Here is a 14,327-nt window from a genome sequence, read left to right on the forward strand (position 1 = left end):
GGTAGAGAATTATGCCAACTAGTAAAGTTATGAGTTTAAATGAGGCTGTCGATCTTATAAATAACGGTGATTTAATTACAATTAGCGGAATGACATTTTTTAGAAATCCTATGAGCTTTATAGCAGCTTTAGTTAATTCAAATAAAAAAGACCTATCTTTTGTCGATAGAGAACCAGGATTTGGATTAGATGTGCTGACGGCAGCTAATAAGTTGAAAATGATTAGGGCTGCAATGGCAACATTTGAACACTTTGGGCTATCTCCAAGCGTAAGAAAGGCTGCTGAAAGAAAACAGGTAGACTATTTAGAAGATACTTGCGGAGCAGTAATAGCTGGATTGAGAGCAGGAGCTCAAGGAGTTCCTTTTATGCCAGTTAGGGGTGTAATAGGTTCCGATTTGGTTAAAATACATGAAGAAAGAAATACATGGAAAATTATAAAAGATCCATTTACTAATGAAGACATTGCAATTATAAAAGCAATTGAACCAGATGTAGCTGTAATTCATGTTCATATGAGCGATGAGTATGGAAACGCAGTTATATTGGGTCCCAGATATGAAGACGAGTTAAAAATAAGGGCTGCCAAGAAGGTTATAATAACAGCTGAAAAGATTGTAGATAAAGAAGAACTAAAGAAAAGAAATGCAGAAACTTTATCTTCTACACTAATTCACGCTACAGCAGTAATAAATGCAAAAAATGGTGCATGGCCAACTGCTATGTATACTATGTATGAAGCAGACTATAAGGCGATAAAAGAGTATTATGAATATGCAAAAGAAGGAAGAGCTATGGATTGGATTAAAGCCAATTTAATCAAAAGGTGGTATTAAATGTCATCTAGACCGACTGATATAATGATTAAATGCCTAGGAAGCTTTATAGAAAATAATGAATACGTTTATCATGGGTTAGATAGTATACTACCTCAGCTTGCAATGGTTTATGCAGCAAAATATTTAAAGAAAGACTTCATATGGCACAGCGTTGCAGAACCTTTTTTAATTGATCCATCAAAGTTAAGGGTAAGACCTTCTACAGGAGATCCATACTCCGAGCAGGAAGGTATTGCAACATTAACAACCATAGATGCATTTGATATTGCAGCTAAAGGAAAAATGGATTTAATGTACTTTGGAGCAGCTCAAATAGATGAAGAATCAAACATAAACTTAACTGTTATTGGGAGCTATGAAAAACCAAAAGTAAAGCTTCCAGGAGGGGCTGCTACAGCATATCTTTACCCTATAGTTAAGAAGATAGTGATATGGGCGAGACATGATCCTAGGGTATTAGTGAAAAGGGTAGATTTTATAACAGGTAATGGAAGTTTAAGGATTAATAACAATCTAGGCACATACTTATGCACAAACAAGGCATTAATAGAGTTCAAAAAAGGAGGACCAATTTTAAAGGCTCTTATTCAAGGATTTGATGTAAAAGATGTTATTTCTAGCACAGGTGGAATGAAAATACAGGTACCAAATAAAGTAGACGAAATAAAAGCATTAAATGATGAAGAGCTTAGAATAATTAATCAAGCAGATCCCTATGGCTTAAGATATGAAGAGAATTATGGCTGAATTGGTGAATTTTAATGGAAGATGTTTTTTGTAGAATTATAAAAGGTGAGGAAAAATCTTATACAGTTTACTCAGATAATAATGTTATAGCTATAATGGATATTTATCCCATGTCAAGAGGACAAACCTTAGTTATACCTAAAAAGCATTTTGTATACTTTTATGAAATGCCTGACGAATTAATTTACAGTTTCTATAAAGCTGTAAATATGGTAGGTAGAGCAATGATTAAGGCATTTAACCCAAAAGCTATAGCATTAATTGCTAGAGGACTAAGGGTTCCTCATTATCATTTAATATTGATTCCAGTGAGGGAAGGGGATATTACAGATAAATATTTTTCAGTTATGGATGCATATCAGGGCTTCCCTAAAGTAAGCCTTGATAACCTTCAATCAAGGCTTGAAGATTTTAAATCTTTAGCATTAAAAGGAAGGGTACAAGTTAAGGAGGAAGATTTGATAGAGGACATGAACAAAATCAAAGAATCTTTAAATTCTTAGTTGTGGCGGACCCGGGGGGATTTGAACCCCCGACATTCGGCTTAGGGGGCCGACGCTCTATCCTGGCTGAGCCACGGGTCCAATTAGGACCACTAGGCCCCAGCATCCCTCTCGGTATGATGCCAAAAGTTTAGTTTGTAAATAAAATTTTAAAGCTTTACTAATCTTTAATATATTGCCTTATAATTTCTTTAGCTCTCTCCAAGGCTTTTTCTATGTTTCCTTCTTTAACGTATTTTTCATAGATATCATCTTTTTCTACTTCAAAATATAAATTATATCTAAGCTTAGGATCAATAATTTTTTCTTTCATATATCTTTTTAATTCCTTCATTGAATCGTAAAGCGTCTTAATTTCTATATCATTTTTTAAACAACTTTCTATTTTTTCTAAGCTTCTTCTCGCAGCAATACCAGTATAGCCTAAGCTTGTTGTAGCAACTTCCAAATATTCATAAAGTTTTTTCCTAAACGGTACTATTACGTTACCTTTTGAAGCATCTGTTGCATTATTTATTAATTTTCTTTTCTTTTTAGCAATTTCGTATATTTCATTATTAATTTCATTATTATTTGTAGCTATAACTATTAAATCGTTTTCCTCAATTAACTTTTCTAAATCTTTTGGATCTTTTATTTCAAAATTTACTAATTTTACCTTTCTATTATTTTTTATTTCATTTATATCTTCGCTGAAATAAGAAGCCACTATAGTAACATTTGCACCAGCATCCAAAAAGGTTCTAGCTCTTCTATTACCTACTTTACCCCCACCTATTACCAAAACATTAAAATCAGAAAAATCAATATATAATGGTATGTAAGTCATTTAAATTCCACCTTTTTTCTATTTCATTATAGTCCAAAAAGCATAGAGGCTCATCTCCCCAAAAATCTTTGTTAACAACTTTTGCTCTACCCCTACTGCCTCCACCACATATCTTTTTAAATAAACAAGAAGAGCATCTTTCTCCTCTCAAGTTTTCCGACAAATTAACAAATTTTTCAAGGTTTTTATTGCTTAAGTTAAGAATGTCTTTCAACTTTTGCTCTCTTAAATCTCCTATTATATAGTCTTCAATAAATTGACATGGTCTTACAGTTCCATCAGGATAAATACTAATTGTTTTCCTTCCGCAATCACCTTGAGCTTCTATCATTTTAAGGTATTTAATAAAATCATCCTTATTATTAGCAATCTGATCTGCAACATATATTCCAATAAAGTTTCCCCTAACAAGCTGGATTTCTAGCTGAGTCTTGTATTCCTTTGCTTTCTCTATGAGCTCTTTTGAGAGTTGAATTAATTGATCCTTTGTAGGTAGATCTGAAACTATATTAACAGCTCTCCCAATAGTATCTAAAAGATATAATGATACTCTTTTGGCTTTAATTTTCGCAGCAAAGTCTATCATCTTAGGTATTTCTAATACGTTATATTTTGTAACAGTAGTCCTTATTCCTACATCTATTCCATATTTGATTGAGTTCTGGATACCCCTTATAGTTAACGAGAATGCGCCTTCATAACCCCTAAACTTATCATGATACTCAGGGTTTATGCTATCAAGCGATATGCCTATATAATCATACCCAAGTTCTTTTAATTTTTTTGCATTTTCTTCTGTTATCAATGTTCCATTACTGCTTAAACCCAGTTTAGGCCTTTTTTTATTAGATAAAATTTCTGATAATTCCCAAAATTCTTTTCTGTATAAAGGCTCTCCACCTGTAAAAATTACTAAAGGGATCTGCAAATTTACTATTTCATTTGCTACCTCAATTAACTTTTCTCTGCTTAATTCTTCCTTTGTACTTTTTGATGAAGCATCTATATAGCAATGTACACAATTTAAATTGCATTTATACGTTATATTCCAGAAAATAACAGGTCTTAATTCGTTAGAAAAATTCGACGGTTTTTCTTTATTATAATGTCCTTTTATCTTTGATGATACAGTTCCTTCTCCAGTTACCATAACACTTATAGGAATCATCTGACCACACCTGGTTTTAAATCGGCTAAGCTATATATGATCATAAGGTCTTTTGGTTTACACTCTCTTTTAAGAATATTAGCCATATCCTCTATTTTCTTTTTATCTACAGCGTGAACCATAGAATAGCTTACATGCTTCCATCTACCTTCTGGTACGGATTGCCTTAAAACAACATGAGTTGAAAAACTCATTGAGGCAGCGCATTCACATATTGATTCTTCATTTCCATTGGGTTCCATTACTATCATTCCATTTTCCTTAAATCCAAGTTTTTCTCCATCTAAAGAAGCCCCTGGATCGGCTAAAACCCCTTTATCTAGTAATTCTTTTAATATGTATTCAAGCTCTTCCTCCTTTAAATTATACTTCTTTAAAACAAACTCATAAGGTTTCTCATTTATAGGAAGGCTTTTTACAGATAATGGAAGATCTTTATCAACGTTTAAATCTTTTAATAAAGGAACTCTTTCCCGCAATAAAGCGTATTTCCCAGCTTTGGATATACCGTTTATAATATCATACTTAACGCTTAATTTATACGTTCTTTTAGAAAGCAAAACAACATAGGATTTTGAATTAGACTCTCTAGTCATTCTTTCTGCTAAATTAATCAATTCTTCATTGCTAGCTCTTTTAGCTACTATCCAAACATTATAAATTGGGTGGTTTCTCAAATAGCTGTGAGTAACAAGAGGATCTTTCATAGCTATTTCGGCTAACTTTTTATAATTTTCTCCAGAATCAAATGCTATTAAAGCAGCTTCATTACCTTGTGCCCTAAAATTGTAGTAAAAACCTATTCTCTTTATTATGCCTTCTTTTTTTAAATTATTTATTCTTTCTAATAGATCTTCCAGCTTTAATCCTAATTTATTAGCTATATCGTCATAAGGCCTTGTATGTAAAGGAAAATCATATTGTAATTCCATTAATATTTCCTTATCTATTTGGTCCATATAATCACCCTAAATTAAATAATTTAAATTGTATTTATTTAATAACTGTTCATAATCCCCAGGATTATATAAACATGAAGGATCTTCGCTTAGCGGATCTCCAGAATATGCAAATGATCTGGCTCTGCTACCTCCGCATATATTTTTGAACTCACATATTCCACACTTCCCTTTTAGCTGAGAAGATCTCAATTTTTTGAAAAGTTCAGAATTCCTGTAAATATCTACTATACTTTTATTTTTTATGTTTCCCGCTGGATAAGGCAAAAATCCACTAGGATATACATAGCCATCATGAGATACAAATATTATTCCTTTACCATCCCTGGTTCCATGGGTTTCAGCCTTACTTTCTTGATTTGGTTCTCCCATTTTTTCTCTTAGCCTGCTCACAAGTTCATAATAAAGCTTTCCATGATTTATTGCTTTTTCATGATCAATACCATTTTTTTCTAAATATCTGTAAAGCCATGCTACCCTTCTAAATATTGGTCCTTCCGAAGTCCTTATTGTTATATTATATTTACTTGCCTCATATAAAAAAGATGAAACGTCTTCCCATTCATCCTTAGTTAAATCTTCTTCAAATTTACCTCTTCCAACAGGTATTAAATAAAAAACTTCCCATACCTTTACTTTCAATTTGTTTATTAACAAATCCACCATATCGGGAAGTCCTTCTACAGTTGATCTCATAACAGTAGTGTTTATTTGTACCTTTATTCCTTTTTCACTTATTTTCTTTACAACTTCAACTGATCTGTCCCATGTACCTAAGATTCCCCTAATTTTGTCGTGTGTTTCTCTATATGGAGAATCAATGCTTATAGATACGGAAGATACATTATATTTTAAAATCTTTTCTATAGCTTCATCATTTAATAAAGGAGTTACACTTGGAGATAACGCAACAGTTATCCCTTTATCTTTAGCATAACTTATTAGATCCCATATATCTTTTCTCATTAATGGGTCTCCACCAGATAAAACCAGTATGGGAGATGGTTTTCCAAACTCATATATTTGATCAATTAACTTTATACTTTCCTCATGACTTAATTCGTTAGGCAGAGGTTTTGTTATAGCTTCTGCTCTACAATGTTTACAAGCAAGCCCACAGGCCTTAGTCGTTTCCCAAAATATCAATATGGGCTTTTGATCCATAGGCCATTCTCTATGACTCATAGTTTACCCCATAACTTTTAATACTTTCTAAATAAATATTAAATTGTATATGTTTATATAGACACGTATAATTAGTTACATAGATTTCTGTCTCATTTTTATTATTTCATCTGATATCAATTTTAGAATTTTCCTTTTGTTCTCCTTTTTTAATATAACTACCCTCTTCGTTTGTTCGTACCACAATTTAGGATATTTCTTTTCTTCAACTATTGGATTTAATCCTAATTTCTTTGCTGCCATTACTATTTCTTCAATGCTAGGCTTTACTATGGCTTTATTTTTTGATATCTTCCTACCTTTATTTTTTGACAAGCTTGAATCTAGATAAGAAGGCCAAATAATGTATTTATTTTCTTTAGGCATGGAACATAACCTACTCTGCCTGTTGCATTAACTGCTTTTTTCTAATAGATAATAACTTTACTTCTTTTCTGAGCCAAAGTTCCATTAATGGGCATGTAGATGGTTCATAATATCCCCCTAACCCACACTCATCTATATGAGGACATGTCGTACAAGGAATATCCAAAATTGAAGATAAACTAATGTTTAGCAATTTGGATTCAATTGGCTTTTCTGTTATAAATAATCTATAAGTCCTTCTGCCATTAACGATTACTTGTTCCCTTTTAATTAAACCCTTCTTGGCCAATCTTAATACAAGCCTTGATCCTTCCCTACTATCTAATCCCATCATTTTCCATAGTTCGCTTTGCAAAACACCATCTTTATGATCTTTTATGGTTTCTAATGCAGCCTTTTCTACCTCATCCGAATTACGCGGCAATCTATCATGCACCTCAGTTATATTAGTCTAGTTTTTAGATACACTACTCAATAAATATAGGATGACTAAAAGATTTATATCTTTAGTATTTCGTGTATTAATAATGCATTAATTAATCTTTTAAAATTCTTTTTTATTAATATAACATAAAAATTTTATTAAAAACATTTTATTAAAAAGTTAAGTAATCTTCTTATAATTAAAACATTTTATTATCCCCTAGCTTAATTTGTAATATATGATTAAATGCAGAGGTGAGCATAAGTGGAAAATTCAGTAAAAGAGGCAAAAAAGATTTTAGATGAAACAATAGAGTTGGCAAAAAGAATATATGGAAAGAAATGGATGAGAGAATTAAATTCTATAGAAGATAGATTTGGTGGAGACCCTTATGATGTTTTAGAATTTCTAAGAAAAGAGGCTGAATCAAAGGGAATTAAAATAGAAAAAGCGCAAAATGAAAATAATGTAAAATAATTTTTCTTATATAATGTTAGTTTTTGAAAAAAATTATGGCATAGCAAATTGTTTAATTATTATATATAATATAAAAAAGTTGACATTAAAAAGGCTTTAAAAATGTAATTCTAGTATACCTTTACCTATTATATATGTTAAAGCATAAAATTTCATTATAAACTTATACATTGTTTCAATTATGTTAAAGCATAAAATATACCAGTATTACTCTTACTAAAAGGGCATTATAGTTAGATAGGGGAGGTATTATTGCCGGTTCCATCAAATAAAAAATTAGAATTACTAGGCAAACCTAAAAACATGATATTCAATTATATTTTGATAAGCGTTGAAAATAAAGGTTTAAGATTAAAGATAAATAGTAATGTTTATGATAGTAGATTCAATTTAATTGGTAAGATAACTGATATAATAGGTAATGTGAATAAACCTTATGCTGTTGTGAAACCAATAAAAGAAAAAATTAACTTTAATGATGTTTTCTTCGTTGAAACAAAGAAATATGGGAACCGGCATAATAAGAGGTGAAACTTATGGAAAGATGCCCTGTATGCGGATCAAGAGATTTGGTAACAACACCTGAAGGTAGGATTGTTTGTCAAAGATGCGGTACTGTAATAGATGAAAACATATTTATAGATAAACCCGAATGGAGATCTTATAATGAAAAAGGAATACAAAATACAAAAGGTGTTGAGAGAGCTTCTCAGGGAACGACTTATTTAAGACATGATAGAGGAGATGGAGTCATAACTTTTGTGCCACCAAAAGCTAGAAACCACATAAAATCACTAAATAATAGAAGAATAAGTATGAAACATGCTACATCGAGGCAAGAAATGCCAAGGATTGCATTATTTGTCTTAGCTAATAAGGTAAGCGATTATTTTAACTTGTCAATACATGCTAAGGAGACGTTAGGATATATTCTTCATAAATATGTTGAAAAAAATGGAAATTCCGTGGGAAAAGACAAGGAAGCTATAGTAGCTGCAGCCCTTGCAAAGGTTGTAGAAGTTTATAATTTAAACATATCACAATCAGAAATAGAAGAATTTATGGGAATAGATAACAATAAAATTTGGGAAGGGAAAAAGAAGCTTAATGATCTGGGTATATTACAAGAATTTAGGTATATAGAATCACAAAAGGCAAATTATATTGACAATAAAGAAAGAATGCTAACAAGGGTAGTAACTTATATAAACAGAATTGTTTCTACATTAAATTTAGATCAGCAAATTATTGAAGAATCTATAAGATTTGTCAATAATTCTATAATGTCTGGCAAAACATTATATGGTAAAAAGCCGGAAGCAATTGCAGCAGCAGCGGTTTATTTAACATCTAGACTTAATGGCTATGATATAAGTCAAAAAGAAATAGCAAATTCTGTATCGATTAAAGAGTCTACCGTTAGAAAACTTTACAAATTCCTCATAGGAAATATGGCAGTCATAGTGTATCTATAACTATATTATTACATTTTCTCCTTTTAAACTTAAAACGCTAGTATTACCTTTTGGTGTAAAAGTTGCAAATAATATTAATTATGGCTGCATCAATATTTATCGCATTAACAACGATTTCCATAATATTATATTATAATTCGAAAAAAATATTATTACAAAAAAGAAAAATTCCTAATAACATATTAAAAGATTTATATTTGAGCCTAATAGAATGGTATGTAAGAACATCTAAAGATAATTATTCTGACTATGCTCAACTATTGTTAGCAAACAAAGACAACATAAACATACTAAGACTTAGTAGAATTTTAAGGAACATTAAATATTGTCCAAAGGATTCAGAAAGCTTATCTTTATATCTTAGCAAATTAGGTCTTTATGAAGATGTAATAATGCTATCATCCAAAGGCTGCAGTATTTCATCTTCTGCACTCATGGAATCTAGGAATGCATTGATAGCCTTAGGAATAACAAAATGGGAGCAAGAGGCATCCAAAAAACTAGGTAAAGATTCAATTTTATCTAATAAAGTCGATTTAGTTTCAATATATTGCTCTAAAAACAAAATTCATGTGTTTATAAATGATAATGAGATAGAAATACCCCCTAAAGGATCTGAATGGAGAATTGGAGATCCAAGAGAAGGGCTTGAACTGCTATTATCATCAGCTAAACCTTCAAAGGTTATATACTGGGGCGATTGTGGAAAAAGCCTAGATGCATACAATAAGATTAATGCAAAGGATCTTTATTCAATAGCATTTCCTGACTCTGAAACATCTATAGTTTCAGCATATTATCATTTGCTTATTCCTTTTTCAACTACTCCAGCTAAGGCAATTTACTACATATCTCTTATATCTAAAAAAATTATTGATAGCTTAGGTATAGAATGGAAAAATATGCCGGAAGATGTTAAGAATGCAGAATATATTAAAGATATTCAAATACCAAAAATGGAAGAAAACTATTTTATAGTAACAGATAAGCCTAGACTTATATATCCTATTTGGAAGCCTTATACTTTAAAACAATTACCGTTAACCGGTAATTCATGGGATTATGCTGCGCGTGTCTCAATAGCTTCTTTAAGAGCAAGACATGGAGAAATAGCAAAAGCTACTGTAATAAAAAGAGGGAATGAACTTGATAAATCATTACCTTATTTAATAATAGGTAACATAACAGAGAACAAAGAATTGAATAGCAATGAACCTTATCAAATAGAACCGTGGGATCTAGATTGTGTGGAAAAAATTGATAAAATAAAGTTAGATTGTGTGGAAAATAATGAAGATTGCTTATTTATGCATGGCTTAACTATATGGGAAAAAGAAATGATAAACATAGGAGCAAATATACCATGTAAAAAAGAACACAAATTTAATGACCCAAGAGGAATCGAAATAAATGAAGAATTAAATATTAAAGCTAAAGAGAAAATTGCTGAAACTTTTATACACCAAGAAATTTCAAAAAAATTAAATATATTAGGCCCTTCAAAAACAAAAATTAAGGTATTATCTACATCGAATGAAATTAGAGATCCAATTAAAGCATCAGAATCAGCATTAAAATTACTTGGGAATGAAGGTAGAAAACTTATCATTACTCCTAATGATGCTTTAGCTAAAATAATTAGTAATATAATAGATGGGATATATATAAGTGACATTAACGATTCTAATGAATGGTTCATTAATAATAATATCGGTGTTATTTCATGGGAGAAAAACATAATGTTTCCTGAAATATCATCTATGGCTAATGATATAGTATTAATGTTTCCTGAAAGAATAATAAATAACGTCAATTATGATGGCAAAAACTATTACGACTTCTATACATATAGGACGTTAGAAATTGCATCAAAATATGGAGCTAAAACTGTATCTAGGGCTTTAGCATTATATGAAAACAAAGATTTTATTGACCTTATAGAACCTAAACAATATGTTAACATAAAGAAAGATGTAAATTATGATTATATTCTGGAGGAAGTGAATTCTTATTTTAATAAACTTTGGAAATCGAAGCCCAGACCTTACCAAGAAACCAGTATATCAACCTTTTTTAAAATGCTCAAAAACGGGAATCCCACCATAGAAATAGTTATTTTACCAACTGGTGCAGGAAAAAGTGCTATATTTCAAATAATTTCAAAAGCTCTGCAAGATTCAGGTTTAGGAGGATCAGCCCTAATTGTATCTCCATTAAAGGCTTTAATACATGATCAGGTCGAAAATGCTAAATCTAGGGGTTTTAAAACTCTATACATAGACTCTAGTGTACCTATATCAAAAAGAATTGATGCTATAAATTCTACAAAAGCCGGTTATTTGGACTTCTTATATATAACGCCCGAAAGATTTGGAACTGATATTATTGATGACATATTTGAAAAAAGTACTCCATCTTTAATTGTTTTAGATGAAGCTCATACTCTTTCTAAATGGGGTTTCAGTTTTAGGCCTAGTTATCTTTATATGGCCTCTAAATTGCAAAAAATTAGAAATAATGGATATCCACCTATTATAGCATTAACTGCTACAGCCCCAAGAGATGTAATAAATGATATATTGGAAAGCTTAGGATATGATCATAATGATGCAGAAATACATTATATCTCGTTGAAAACAGAAGAAACATTAAATATAGAGTATAGCGGGAAGCCAAAAGTTTTAATTGCACCAACAATAAGAGACGAATTGAAATTTGATGTAATACCCGTTCCAGAAAAAGGAGAGGATAGGGTTAAAATTTTAGCAAGCAATGCAAAGAGCTTAATAGAATTTGCAAACAGTTTCAATGAACCATGGTTGGGTTTAATTTTTGCTCCATATGTAGAAAGCAAGAATGCATGGTGGTTCAATGCTGAAAACCTATCAAAATGGTTATCTGATGAACTTAATCTAGATATTTTATTTTATCATGGTAAATTAAATGAGAAGAAGAGAAGAGAAATAGAAAAGATCCTATCGGAATCATCAAAAACATTTAGCGGACCCAAAATTTCAGTAGTTACAAAGGCCTTTGGTATGGGAATAGACATACCTAACATAAGATGGATAATACATAGCATGCCTAGCGAAAGCGTTGAGGATTTTTATCAAGAATCGGGTAGAGCAGGAAGGGATGGAAAAGAGGCCAGAATCGTTGTCCTTTACAATCCTAATGATATAATAAGAAGAAAGTCTCTAGCTGAAAAATCAGCTATAAGAGCAAGTGGAGTTCTTAAAGTATATAATAAAATTTTGGCATACAGGTCTTTATTAGCTGAGAAAGCAAGTAAAGTAGAAATAATACCTATACCGTTAGATGTACTAACAGATGATGAGTGGGCTGCTGTAAGGTATTTAGATGTATTAAGAAACTCTGGAATACTAGATTATTCTTTAGTTAGAGGGCCGTTAAAAGCATATGAAGCTAATAAAAAAGATATAGAATTAATTTACGGATGGTGTGTTCCCATAGAAAAAGGCTATTGTTTAACAAAGGGAGGGCTAGAAAAAATAAACAATGAACTTAAACCTATAGATATTATGACAACCCTATGTGAAGTTACTAATAGTAAATATGAAGCATTAATTACGTTTGGCAAAGAAAGAAAAATATCAAAGGATTACTGCGAAAAATCAATAACAACTGATTACAACAAAAACTTAATAGCATTAATAACATTATCACCTGGAGAAAAGAGACAAGCTAAATTTTTGGACCAAGAGGTATTTAATGAAGTACTTAGATTTTCAAATAGAGAAATAGAAAAAATTGAAGAAATGCAAAAAATCATAGAAGAGGCTATTGCAATAAGATCAAGAAACGGCCCTAATAGCGTAGATCCATTAATCAAAAAAAGGGTTGATGAATATTTAAATAAAGAGGCACAAAAGCTTGACTACAAAAAAATTAAAGATTTAGGCAATATTATTGAATGTAATCCTTTAAAAGATTGTGCAAACAGAATAGCTCAAACTATAATTGACATGGAGAAAACTTTTGGCGAAAAAAATGTAACCATTGCTATTAATTCCTATGACTCTTTAGAATCAATTGAAAAGGAATATAGGAAAATGACAGGCATAACTCCAAGGTTTTCTAACCAGGCATATAAAAAGATATTAGCTTACATTAATAAGGGAAAAGAAGAAAAATTGATGGATTTTGGATACTTGGTTATCATAGCCAAAAAGAATAGTAGAAATGAAACTATGATAGATTTCCTCAGCAAATACAAATATGCAGCCTCTTATTTTTATAAGTTTTAATAAAGTTAAGGTAAGTATTACTATGCATTAGCCTCTAAGTTTATATTTTGTATAGTTAAATAGTGAAGGTGGTTTAGATGTCACTTCAGGCTTTACAGCAGGTGTTTGGATCAATTATAGCTCACATACCAGGCGTATCAGTAAATGGTGTTAGCTATTACATAGCTTTCGCTGGAATAGCTATACTGTTAACATTTGTGGTTGCAGGAGTAATAATAATGCTAGCTAAGGCGTTCAAAGCTACGTGGAATTTGACGCCATCAGGATTTTTGAAATTATTGTTAGCATTAGGAGTAGTGTTAATAATTATCGGTATTGTTGTTCCATAACAACTTTAGATTTTTCTTCTAGCAAAACGCGTTTTCTTTTAAGTATCTTTAACCTAACAAAGTCTTCCCTCATACGCTCATCTAAGACTGATGCTATGTACTTTATAGTTTTAATATAGCTTGGCAGTATAACATAATCTAAAGCGTTTATTAGCCTTTGAGTTTCCTTGAGTTCATCTATTAGTCTTAATATCGTTTCTTCGTACATGGCTAAATTAAGTATCGATGGAAGTAAGTTTTTCAGCATTATATAAGATATTGTTAAATCTGGCGAACTTCCAGGAGGAAGGGAGGGGATTGCTAAAGTTTCCATTTTAGGTGTGAAAGTAGGTGTTCTAACTGAATATAAAACTCTCATACCTGTTTTCAAGACAAAGCTTTCTGGTACTGAAGACGAATACAGATTTACTTTAGCTATTCCTTCATTTACCAGACCTCTATAATAAGTTGTGAATAAATCTACAGTATTTTTAAAAACTTCATTTTGATATTTATTATAATCTTCTGCAGTACTTCTAATGTAATGCAGTAACACTTCTCTTTTTTCATCCATAACTTTTCTAACTCTTTTTATCATTGCATAATCTCTTTTTAATCTTATTAAGTTTATTTTTGTTGGTAAAGTTCTGCGTGGATCTACACTCAATTCTAAGCTCCCCGTAATTTAATACAGCAAATATATTTAAGTTTTTAAAATTGTTATATTATTATAAAATAATATTGTTTAAAAAACTATTAATCTTTTTATTAAAACATAA

General features: G+C 30.9%; 15 protein-coding genes and 1 tRNA gene. 8 read left to right on the forward strand and 8 right to left on the reverse strand.

Annotated elements, in window-relative coordinates; all coding sequences use genetic code 11:
- Window positions 1-11: 11 nt before the first annotated feature.
- Genes RXO53_RS00230 through RXO53_RS00240 form a run of 3 tightly spaced genes read left to right on the forward strand, consistent with a single transcriptional unit; the run spans window position 12 to window position 2,089 of the window.
- A complete protein-coding gene (locus tag RXO53_RS00230) occupies window positions 12-836 on the forward strand; it encodes a CoA transferase subunit A (protein ID WP_410712277.1) in 825 nt (274 codons plus the stop codon).
- Window positions 837-1,586, forward strand: coding sequence for a CoA-transferase subunit beta (locus tag RXO53_RS00235; protein WP_410712278.1), 750 nt, complete (start codon window positions 837-839; stop codon window positions 1,584-1,586).
- Window positions 1,587-1,600: 14 nt separating this feature from the next.
- Window positions 1,601-2,089, forward strand: a complete 489-nt coding sequence (locus RXO53_RS00240; RefSeq protein WP_410712279.1) for an HIT family protein — start codon at window positions 1,601-1,603, stop codon at window positions 2,087-2,089.
- A gap of 3 nt (window positions 2,090-2,092) precedes the next feature.
- On the opposite strand, the gene RXO53_RS00245 is transcribed toward RXO53_RS00240, so the two are convergent.
- From RXO53_RS00245 to RXO53_RS00275, 7 genes are all read right to left on the reverse strand, one after another.
- Window positions 2,093-2,170 (reverse strand) — tRNA-Arg (locus RXO53_RS00245).
- 79 nt (window positions 2,171-2,249) lie between these two features.
- The gene (locus RXO53_RS00250) at window positions 2,250-2,918 is read right to left on the reverse strand and encodes a bifunctional precorrin-2 dehydrogenase/sirohydrochlorin ferrochelatase (RefSeq protein WP_410712280.1); all 669 of its coding nucleotides are present in this window, start codon (window positions 2,916-2,918) and stop codon (window positions 2,250-2,252) included.
- Entirely contained in the window at window positions 2,893-4,086 is a 1,194-nt protein-coding gene (locus tag RXO53_RS00255) for a radical SAM protein (RefSeq protein ID WP_410712281.1), read from the reverse strand. Before RXO53_RS00255 ends, RXO53_RS00250 begins: the two co-directional genes overlap by 26 nt.
- Window positions 4,083-5,045: an Lrp/AsnC family transcriptional regulator gene (locus tag RXO53_RS00260; protein ID WP_410712282.1), complete on the reverse strand. Its 963-nt coding sequence runs from the start codon at window positions 5,043-5,045 to the stop codon at window positions 4,083-4,085. Before RXO53_RS00260 ends, RXO53_RS00255 begins: the two co-directional genes overlap by 4 nt.
- Window positions 5,046-5,054: 9 nt before the next feature.
- On the reverse strand, window positions 5,055-6,230 hold the full coding sequence (locus RXO53_RS00265) for a TIGR04053 family radical SAM/SPASM domain-containing protein (RefSeq protein ID WP_410712283.1): 1,176 nt from the start codon (window positions 6,228-6,230) through the stop codon (window positions 5,055-5,057).
- 75 nt (window positions 6,231-6,305) lie between these two features.
- Window positions 6,306-6,596 (reverse strand): signal recognition particle subunit SRP19/SEC65 family protein, encoded by a 291-nt coding sequence (locus tag RXO53_RS00270; RefSeq protein ID WP_410712284.1) that lies wholly within the window; start codon window positions 6,594-6,596, stop codon window positions 6,306-6,308.
- 10 nt (window positions 6,597-6,606) lie between these two features.
- A complete protein-coding gene (locus RXO53_RS00275; RefSeq protein ID WP_410712285.1) occupies window positions 6,607-7,020 on the reverse strand; it encodes a helix-turn-helix transcriptional regulator in 414 nt (137 codons plus the stop codon).
- A gap of 264 nt (window positions 7,021-7,284) precedes the next feature.
- Between RXO53_RS00275 and RXO53_RS00280 the strand changes: the two genes are divergently transcribed.
- The 5 genes from RXO53_RS00280 (at window position 7,285) to RXO53_RS00300 (ending at window position 13,569) form a co-directional block, all read left to right on the forward strand.
- On the forward strand, window positions 7,285-7,497 hold the full coding sequence (locus RXO53_RS00280) for a hypothetical protein (protein WP_410712286.1): 213 nt from the start codon (window positions 7,285-7,287) through the stop codon (window positions 7,495-7,497).
- 252 nt (window positions 7,498-7,749) lie between these two features.
- A complete protein-coding gene (locus RXO53_RS00285; RefSeq protein ID WP_410712287.1) occupies window positions 7,750-8,028 on the forward strand; it encodes an H/ACA ribonucleoprotein complex subunit GAR1 in 279 nt (92 codons plus the stop codon).
- Window positions 8,029-8,033: 5 nt separating this feature from the next.
- Complete coding sequence (locus RXO53_RS00290; protein WP_410712288.1) at window positions 8,034-8,972, forward strand: transcription initiation factor IIB; 939 nt, start codon at window positions 8,034-8,036, stop codon at window positions 8,970-8,972.
- 62 nt (window positions 8,973-9,034) lie between these two features.
- Window positions 9,035-13,240 carry a DEAD/DEAH box helicase gene (locus RXO53_RS00295; RefSeq protein WP_410712289.1) on the forward strand — a complete coding sequence of 1,402 codons (4,206 nt, stop codon included), beginning with the start codon at window positions 9,035-9,037 and terminating at the stop codon, window positions 13,238-13,240.
- 77 nt (window positions 13,241-13,317) lie between these two features.
- Window positions 13,318-13,569 carry a hypothetical protein gene (locus RXO53_RS00300; protein WP_410712290.1) on the forward strand — a complete coding sequence of 84 codons (252 nt, stop codon included), beginning with the start codon at window positions 13,318-13,320 and terminating at the stop codon, window positions 13,567-13,569.
- Here the strand turns inward: RXO53_RS00300 and RXO53_RS00305 are convergent.
- Complete coding sequence (locus tag RXO53_RS00305; RefSeq protein ID WP_410712291.1) at window positions 13,547-14,215, reverse strand: V-type ATP synthase subunit D; 669 nt, start codon at window positions 14,213-14,215, stop codon at window positions 13,547-13,549. The genes RXO53_RS00300 and RXO53_RS00305 overlap by 23 nt on opposite strands.
- Window positions 14,216-14,327: the final 112 nt, after the last annotated feature.

This window comes from Caldisphaera sp. (assembly GCF_046536515.1).
In the GTDB taxonomy this organism is placed as follows: domain Archaea; phylum Thermoproteota; class Thermoprotei_A; order Sulfolobales; family Acidilobaceae; genus Caldisphaera.

Excerpts from the sequence above, each read along its gene's own strand:
- RXO53_RS00255 (WP_410712281.1), bottom strand. The coding sequence starts at position 4,086 with ATGATTCCTATAAGTGTTATGGTAACTGGAGAAGGAACTGTATCATCA.
- RXO53_RS00235 (WP_410712278.1), top strand. The coding sequence starts at position 837 with ATGTCATCTAGACCGACTGATATAATGATTAAATGCCTAGGAAGCTTT.
- RXO53_RS00230 (WP_410712277.1), top strand. The coding sequence starts at position 12 with ATGCCAACTAGTAAAGTTATGAGTTTAAATGAGGCTGTCGATCTTATA.
- RXO53_RS00290 (WP_410712288.1), top strand. The coding sequence starts at position 8,034 with ATGGAAAGATGCCCTGTATGCGGATCAAGAGATTTGGTAACAACACCT.
- RXO53_RS00300 (WP_410712290.1), top strand. The coding sequence starts at position 13,318 with ATGTCACTTCAGGCTTTACAGCAGGTGTTTGGATCAATTATAGCTCAC.
- RXO53_RS00260 (WP_410712282.1), bottom strand. The coding sequence starts at position 5,045 with ATGGACCAAATAGATAAGGAAATATTAATGGAATTACAATATGATTTT.
- RXO53_RS00240 (WP_410712279.1), top strand. The coding sequence starts at position 1,601 with ATGGAAGATGTTTTTTGTAGAATTATAAAAGGTGAGGAAAAATCTTAT.
- RXO53_RS00270 (WP_410712284.1), bottom strand. The coding sequence starts at position 6,596 with ATGCCTAAAGAAAATAAATACATTATTTGGCCTTCTTATCTAGATTCA.
- RXO53_RS00250 (WP_410712280.1), bottom strand. The coding sequence starts at position 2,918 with ATGACTTACATACCATTATATATTGATTTTTCTGATTTTAATGTTTTG.
- RXO53_RS00265 (WP_410712283.1), bottom strand. The coding sequence starts at position 6,230 with ATGAGTCATAGAGAATGGCCTATGGATCAAAAGCCCATATTGATATTT.